Annotated in this window: 6 protein-coding genes and 1 pseudogene; 2 read left to right on the forward strand and 5 right to left on the reverse strand. The window is 55.9% G+C overall.

Translation table 11 applies throughout. The features are described 5' to 3' along the window. From HLUSI_RS0103725 to HLUSI_RS0103740, 4 genes are all read right to left on the reverse strand, one after another. Positions 1-543: amidohydrolase family protein (locus HLUSI_RS0103725; RefSeq protein ID WP_029363088.1), on the reverse strand; the 543-nt coding region annotated here is incomplete at its 3' end. Then, on the reverse strand, positions 543-2048 hold the full coding sequence (locus tag HLUSI_RS0103730; protein WP_040503133.1) for an FAD-dependent monooxygenase: 1506 nt from the start codon (positions 2046-2048) through the stop codon (positions 543-545). The genes HLUSI_RS0103725 and HLUSI_RS0103730, both read right to left, overlap by 1 nt. 48 nt (positions 2049-2096) lie before the next feature. Then, on the reverse strand, positions 2097-3164 hold the full coding sequence (locus tag HLUSI_RS0103735; protein WP_040503134.1) for a porin: 1068 nt from the start codon (positions 3162-3164) through the stop codon (positions 2097-2099). A gap of 26 nt (positions 3165-3190) precedes the next feature. Further along, entirely contained in the window at positions 3191-4543 is a 1353-nt protein-coding gene (locus tag HLUSI_RS0103740) for an MFS transporter (protein ID WP_050977624.1), read from the reverse strand. Positions 4544-4671: 128 nt separating this feature from the next. On the opposite strand from HLUSI_RS0103740, the gene HLUSI_RS0103745 reads away from it, so the two are divergent. Both HLUSI_RS0103745 and HLUSI_RS26820 read left to right on the forward strand, forming a co-directional pair. Then, positions 4672-5670: a LysR family transcriptional regulator gene (locus HLUSI_RS0103745; protein WP_016832698.1), complete on the forward strand. Its 999-nt coding sequence runs from the start codon at positions 4672-4674 to the stop codon at positions 5668-5670. A gap of 376 nt (positions 5671-6046) precedes the next feature. Beyond that, a pseudogene (locus HLUSI_RS26820) lies at positions 6047-6686 on the forward strand (IS110 family RNA-guided transposase); the annotation flags it as partial. A gap of 406 nt (positions 6687-7092) precedes the next feature. Here HLUSI_RS26820 and HLUSI_RS33830 read toward each other — a convergent pair. After that, the coding region (locus HLUSI_RS33830) for a hypothetical protein (protein ID WP_238533912.1) at positions 7093-7336 on the reverse strand (244 nt) is incomplete at its 5' end.

Genomic DNA, 7336 nt, shown 5'->3' on the forward strand with positions numbered 1-7336 from the left:
GAACTGTTGGCGCAGGCGGCGGATGTCTTCCAAGTGGCCGCGCTGGCTGTTGAACATCCAGGACGCGCCGTCGACCAGCGGCCAGCCGTGGGCAAAGATGGCACGCATGCCGGAGTCTTGCAGGGCGATAACCGCAGCGTCCGTGTGCTCGGGGCTGTTCTGGATGTGCGACCAGTCCAGCATCGTGGTGATGCCGGAGTCGAGAGCAGAGACTGCACCCAACAATGTGCCGATATACACGTCTTCCGGACGATAGGCGGCGCCCTTCGCCCCCAACATCTCGGCGAAGTAGATTTGCGGGTCTATGTCGGCATAGCGATGACGGACACAGGTCTGCCAGGTGTGCCGATGGGTATCCACAAAGCCCGGGATAACAATCATCCCGGCAACGTCAATCTGCTCGGCATCTGCGACTTCCAGATTGGGAGCGACATCCACGATTTTCTCGCCATCGACCAAGATATCGGCCGAACGGTGGTCACCTACCTTCGGGTCCATACTGATGACCCAGCCGCCCTTCAAAAGCTTCCGCTGCGTTTGCATCAGGGCCTCCCGTTAAACCATTTCGAAAGCTGGCTCTCGACTTCGTCCACCAAGCCAGCGCTGCTGCCAGCCCAAGCGACATAGCCGTCAGGCCTGACCAGCAGAGCTTTCACGTCGCCGAGCAAGTCAGGAATCTTCGCCAGGCGCGCTTGAACTACGTCGACGGGGTACTTCGAGACATCGAGGTCCGCGAACTGGCTGCTGAAGCCCTCCAGGTCCAGCAGCAGAAACTTGCGCGAGCGCAGCAGCGACAGCATGCTGGGCGTGGAGCCATCCAGCAGTGTCAGCAGGATGTCGGGGCAACGCAGCCCTTCCGCCGGGTGTGCGCTTTCGGCTCGGGGATACGGGGACTCCAGGCCACATAGCTCCAGCACCAGCTTCTTCTGGACATCCGGCAGCGGGATGATGTGTTCCTGCATGCGGCGCTTCAGGACGACGGCGTCCTCAGAAAAGTTGAACTGCAGCGCACATTGCGCCTTCACACTCTCAAGAAGCCGCTGCATGACCGGCAGACGCTCGGATTCATAGGTATCCAGGGTTTCATCGCTGGCGTGGCCCTTCACCACGTTCGCCAGCTTCCATCCCAGGTTGAAGGCGTCCTGTAGGCAGAAGTTCATGCCCACGCCGCTGGCCGGGTAGTGGATGCGTGCCGACTCGCCGACCAGGAACACACGGCCTTGACGGAGTTTCTTCACGCTGCGCATCTGGTCATCGAAGCGCGAAGCCCAGCGATAGGAGGTAATCCCATAGTCGGTGCCGTGCACATCTTGCAGGCACTGGAGCACCTCCGGCAGCTCGACCGGCTCCTCTTTGGGGGCATGGCGCCTGTCGCGGTGGACGATATTGAAGCGGGTAATGCCCTCGCCGAACGTGTAGCCACGAATCCAACCCATCTCGTTATCGACGTTGATACGGCCGCCCGGCCACGGCGCTTCCAGATGTGCGTCCACCACGATGCCGCGGAAGGTGCCAGAGTGGCCCTCGAAGTCGAGGCCCAGCTTTGTTCTGACGGCACTGCGGCCGCCGTCGGCGCCCACGACATAGCGCGCGCGGATTTCCTTCTCTTCGCCGGCGGACGAGCGCACCAGAATCGTTACCCCCTCGGCATCTTGGCGAAGGTCGATGAGTTCACTGTCCGAGACGACTTCGGCACCGCACTCCTTCGCCCATTCCCAGAGAATTTCCTCGGTGTGATTCTGCGGAAGGCCCAGCGTGAAGCCAAATCTCGAATCCAGATACTTCCAGTCAATGGGATGGAATCCAGACCAGATGTGCGATGGCCGGAAGGGATACGGAGCGATTTGCTTCGTCTTGTTGATGAAACGGTCAGCAATACCGCGGGCGTCGAACAACTCAAGCACACGAGGAAGAATAGTTCCTGCGCGCGATTGGACGCCTGCGGTGCGCCTCTCAACTACCAGGGTTTTCACGCCGGCGCCTGCGAGTTCACCCGCCATTGTTAAACCCGAGGGCCCTGCCCCGACTACGACCACATCCCACTGCATTTTCACTCTCCGTATGAATTGAACGAACAAAAAACTATTTAACTTGGGTCAGAACACATGCGTGATGCCGACCTCAAACACGACCTGCCTGTTCGTAGAAGCGATAGGCTGGAGCCGCATGGCGGCGACTTGTCCCTGGCCGGCTGCCTGGAAGACGCTCAACGCATAGAGGCTGGTACGCTTCGACAGGGCATAATCTGCGTGGGCATGGACCATGTTCCACTTGTAGTTCTCGAGCTTGGTGTAACCGTAGCCACCGCCCAATCGCAGGGCCGTGGTGACATATTTGTAAGCGCCCAGGTCGATGCTCTGGGCCTTTGCTGAAACGCCCAATGCGGACAGCTTGGTGTAGCTGTAGTTGCTCATCAGGCGCCAACCGGCGTCGGAATACACCACGCCTGCGCTGGCCGTGTTCTGGTTCTGCGCTACCTTGGTGGTAGGGTTCTTCACCAGGTCTATTCCATACAGCGTAGGCACACCCAGAGAGCTGCGCGGCGAGTAAGGCACGTCGTGGACGGTTTCCCACACAGCCAAAAACTGCCACGGGTTGGACGAATAGCTGGCGCTGAAGCCCATCGTATTGCCGTTATTGGTAGTCGATGTCGGTGTGCCATAGCCATATTGGGCACCAAACTGGAAGCCATTGAGCTCCGGCGACTTATACTTGACCAGGCTGTTCAGCGGATTGCCGACCGTGCGGTCCAGATTGCCCGGGTGCGTCGCAAGGTTCGAGGTGAAGCGCTCAGATGTGTAGGGGACCAAATCGGCCAACAGGTCGTATTGATTACCTAGCGTCACGGTGCCCCAATCCCTCGAATTCAATCCCACGAAGGTCTCGAAGGGGCTGAAGCCACCGGTATCGAGTTGCACGTAATTGGCCCACTTGAAGATGGCGAACGCGCCACCGCCAAGGTCTTCACGGCCAGTAAATGCGATGAACGGAACGGCATGGGTATTGCCTTGCTGCATGCGGCCACCGCCATTGGGGTAGCTTGCGTTGTTCGTGTAGGACACTCCTGCACCCAACACACCCGAAATCGTCACGTTCTGCGTCTGGCCATGTGCCGACGCGGCGACGAGCGTCACTGCTCCTGCAAATAAAGTCTTCTTCAACATGTCATGTCTCCCTGTTTTTTATTTAGTCAGGCGGCCGAATTCTGAGGTTCGGCTGTGATTCCGCCTGTAAATCTGCGTTGCACTACAAAAACCAATCTCAGCGCCGCCAAGCAGGCGATGCATCCAGCCGTAACGAACACCGTTGCCATCGCATAGGGCAGCGCATGCTCGCCACCGCCGTAGACATAGCGACCGACCAGTGCAATCAACGTCGGCGAGAAACCTTGGCCGACCAGGCCGTTGAGGAAGAGCACCATCGCCATTACCAGGCCAACAGATGCAGCCGGCACGGTGCGTGCGATGACCACAGAGGTGACAGACATGAAGGTCCAGGAGCTCAAGACGACGAAGCAGTTGATGGTCCAGAACCACTGCAAGCTCGTAGACAACACCAGCGCGGTTGGCATAACGGCCATCGCCAGGCTCGACACCAGGCCGACGGAGATGATGCGACCGAGCGGGTTATTGGCATTCTTCTTCTGCATCGCGATACCGGCCAGCCAGAGGCCCAGTGGGCCGGCGGTCAGCATGATGATGCCTTGCGAAAGACCAAACGTACGCATCTCGAGCATGAACTTGCGACCCGCCATTGCCGGCAACCACGCCGCCATACCGAAGGTGATAATCGCGTTGGCGACGACAAACAGCAGAATGGGAATGAAGAAAGCGCGGTTCATCCACAGATAGTTGGGTAACGACGATGCGCGTGCATTCGAGGCGGCCAGCTCAGCCGGCGCCGCAGCCGACCGCCCTGGGTCACGATTCAGGAACACAGTCAGTGCCAACGGCAGGCCCACTGCGCCAATCAGGAACAGTGTGAATTGCCACGAGGTGACGTGGCCCAGCACCGGGATGTACGTCCATCCTGCGTTGTGAACTGCAGCAAGCAGCGGGCCGCCCAAGACCAGCGACAGGCCGGTGCCCAGCATCAGGGCCATCGTGTAGATGGAGAGAGCACGCGCTCGGCGGTCTTCATCAACACCGTCACGGATGAGCGAATATGACGAGGGCGGGATGAGCGCTTCAGCACCGCCGACAATCACACGAGCGACCACGAGGCCCAAGAAGGTTGCTGCCACCGCATTCGCCGACAATGCCAAGGACCAAATAACGACACCGGCAGCGATGACTACACGGCGATTCCACTTATCTGCCATCCAGCCTGCTGGGATGCCAACAACGATGTTGGCAATTGCGAATGCTGCACCAATCAGGAAACTGATTTCGACGTCACTGACACCGTAGGTCTTTTGAATCGGCGCGACCATCAGCACAAGGATGTTTTTATCGAGCTGCGCCAGCATGCTCAGTATCGTCAGGGTGACGACAAGCCCCCACTGTCCGAATTTCGAACGTGGACTTCCATTTTGAACAATCACCGTCTCTCTCCTGTTGTAGTTGAATGCCGACGGTTGTTCTTCACCGCTTGAGTGGATTATAGGTTTGGCATTACATTTGTATAATTGATTGTTTAAATCCCATACATTTACGGTGTAAATACATTGCCATGAGATTCAATAAGCTCGATTTGAACCAGTTGGTTGTCCTCGATGCGCTGCTCTCGACCCTTAGCGTAAGCAAGTCGGCGGAGCGCCTATTCCTCAGCCAACCGGCCACCAGCTGCGCTCTTGCGAGACTTCGCGAGTATTTCGAAGACGACTTACTCGTATCTGTTGGGAAAACAAATGCGCTGACGCCGCTGGGCTCCAGCCTCATCAAGCCGGTGCGAGACGTGCTTTTGCAGGTGCAGACAATCACCCGCGCACGCCCGTCATTCGACCCGTCGACGTCGACTCGTAAATTCACTATCGAGTCGTCCGACTACGTCATAAATATCTTCTTGTCAGAGGTCATCAGGCGCGCCTCGGTCTTGGCGCCGATGATGGAGTTCGACCTGCGGTCAATCAGCCCCCAGACGCCGAACAACTTGGAGAATGGCGATGCAGAGATTCTTATCATTCCGCACTATGCAACTGTCCAGGGTCATCCGAAAGAAGAGCTATTCGAAGACAAATTTTCTTGTTTGGTTTGTGCGAACGGAGTGTTCAAAGACAAGGAAGAACTGACCACTGATGAATATTTCGATGCGAATCACATCAGTGTGGAATGGGGTGGAGGCCGCAGAATAACCTTCGACACCCGAGTAATCTCTGCCAGCAACAAGCATCGGAAGCAGACTATTGTGGCGCCAAGCTTCTCCCTTGTTCCCGAGTTGCTCGTCGGAACCAACATGATTGCAACTCTTCCGCACAGACTCGCAACGAAGATTGCAAAGCAGTTCTCGCTGAAACTCTTACCCTGCCCTGCAGACATTCCTCACTTTACCGAGAATGTTCAGTGGCACAAATTTCGCGACAACGACCCTTCGGTTTTATGGTTACGCCAGCTTTTCAAAGAAACGGCCGCGACCATCATAGGGCGCGACATAAATTCCGAGAAAATCCTCGTTAAGCGGCACTCAAAGACAAAAGGTACACAAGTAGGTACTACTAAAAAGACCAGATAGGAACCTAACCGTTTTATTTTCCCTATCTTGCGTGTAGACCGGGATTGCGCCAATTTTTCTGCGAGCCAAGTTCACTGGTGCGCGAGCCTTCCACGAAAAATCGAAGATTATCTTAGCGGCGGCAGCGATAAAAACGACTGGGCACGCACGACTTTCTCAAGCTACCAAAGATGTAGCGATGGGTTGGCATAGATACTTCGGGCTGGTCAGTCGCTGTTGATTTACTGAGATGGACCCGACACCCCCAATAGGATCAAACTAAGGTTTCATCCAATTTAAGTGTGGAGGTGTGTCATGGATATCGACATTCTCGGAATTGACCTGGCTGAACGGATGTTCCAGTTACATGGTGGATCGCGCGTGCGTTAATTGCTGGGTACATCAATGTACAGCCTTGATCAACCAAACCAGGGGAGAGGGACGGGTAACGAAGCGTATTCATTGCGCAGAAACCTGTAGCATTCAAACATGCTGCACCTTCCGCGCTGGCCCAGTGCGAGATCGATATAAGAAGTACCTTCGGCGCTATTTTGATCGAGCTGCCGGAGCACATTCGTGTCGTGAAAGAACGCATTGATGTACCAATCAATGGATGGGGCATTACGGCGAATTCGGCGTTGTGTCAGAAGATTCAGGCAATCGATGGCGTGGGGCCGATTACCGCGACGGCGATGGTCGCTGCCGTGGGAGACGCCAAAGAATTCAAGAATGGCAGACATCTGTCTGCATGGCTCGGCCTGGTTCCGCGTCAGTACTCCTCTGGCGGTAAGTCTCGCCTGCAAGGAATCAGCAAGCGCGGCGACACGTACTTGCGAACGCTGTTGATTCATGGCGCCCGGGTCGTATTGCGCTACGCGATCGGCAAAGCCGATGCGCGCAGCCGATGGTTACAAGATTTGATCGCACGACGAGGTTATAACCGGGCGGCCGTTGCGCTGGCAAATAAGAACGCGCGCGTGATTCAAGTGTTGTTGAGCCATCCGGATAGTTATCGTTTGTCGGACAGGCCTGTTTGATAAGCTCGATTTGTTGTGGTCTGGGGAGGACCTATCTCTTGTTTTGCGAAGCTTCTTAGAGTGATGACGAAACTGGTAAGACCGATGCCCACAAACCTGCTTTCGATGCGGACTGCCTTCAGGGACAAGCCGATGATTTGCTAAGGAATGGGTGTGCGAATCTCATCAAGGCTGCGGGCACGTATTTGACATACGCCCACGAGCAAGCCGGATACATGCACGCAAACTGTTTCAACGTTACAAAAAGAACTTGCAAAAGGTGTCGGGTCCATACATGCGTCGAAAATTGACCCACTTTTGGCATAAATTGCACCGAGAATTGATAATCATCTAGCCGTCCTCCCTCGGCAAGCGCCGAGCGTAAAGTCATGGTGCGAACCTCACTTTATCCAGGAGAACGGCGATGTTATTTTGTGGCATAGACCTTCATTCGAACAACTGTTTCGTCGTCATCAGTGATGACGACGATCGGGTCCTGTATTCCAGGCGCCTGCCGAATAATTTGGATCAGATCTGCGCAGCGCTGAATCCGTATCGAACGAACTTGTTCGGTATGGTCGTTGAGTCGACCTACAACTGGTGCTGGCTTGTGGATGGACTGATTGACGCGGGCTATCCACTGCACCTGGCCAACACTACCGCAATCAAGC

It is taken from the genome of Herbaspirillum lusitanum P6-12, from assembly GCF_000256565.1.
In the GTDB taxonomy this organism is placed as follows: domain Bacteria; phylum Pseudomonadota; class Gammaproteobacteria; order Burkholderiales; family Burkholderiaceae_D; genus Herbaspirillum; species Herbaspirillum lusitanum.

Bases quoted from the DNA above. Each gene is read 5' to 3' on its own strand.
- HLUSI_RS0103730 (WP_040503133.1), bottom strand. From the start codon at position 2,048: ATGCAGTGGGATGTGGTCGTAGTCGGGGCAGGGCCCTCGGGTTTAACA.
- HLUSI_RS0103735 (WP_040503134.1), bottom strand. From the start codon at position 3,164: ATGTTGAAGAAGACTTTATTTGCAGGAGCAGTGACGCTCGTCGCCGCG.
- HLUSI_RS0103745 (WP_016832698.1), top strand. From the start codon at position 4,672: ATGAGATTCAATAAGCTCGATTTGAACCAGTTGGTTGTCCTCGATGCG.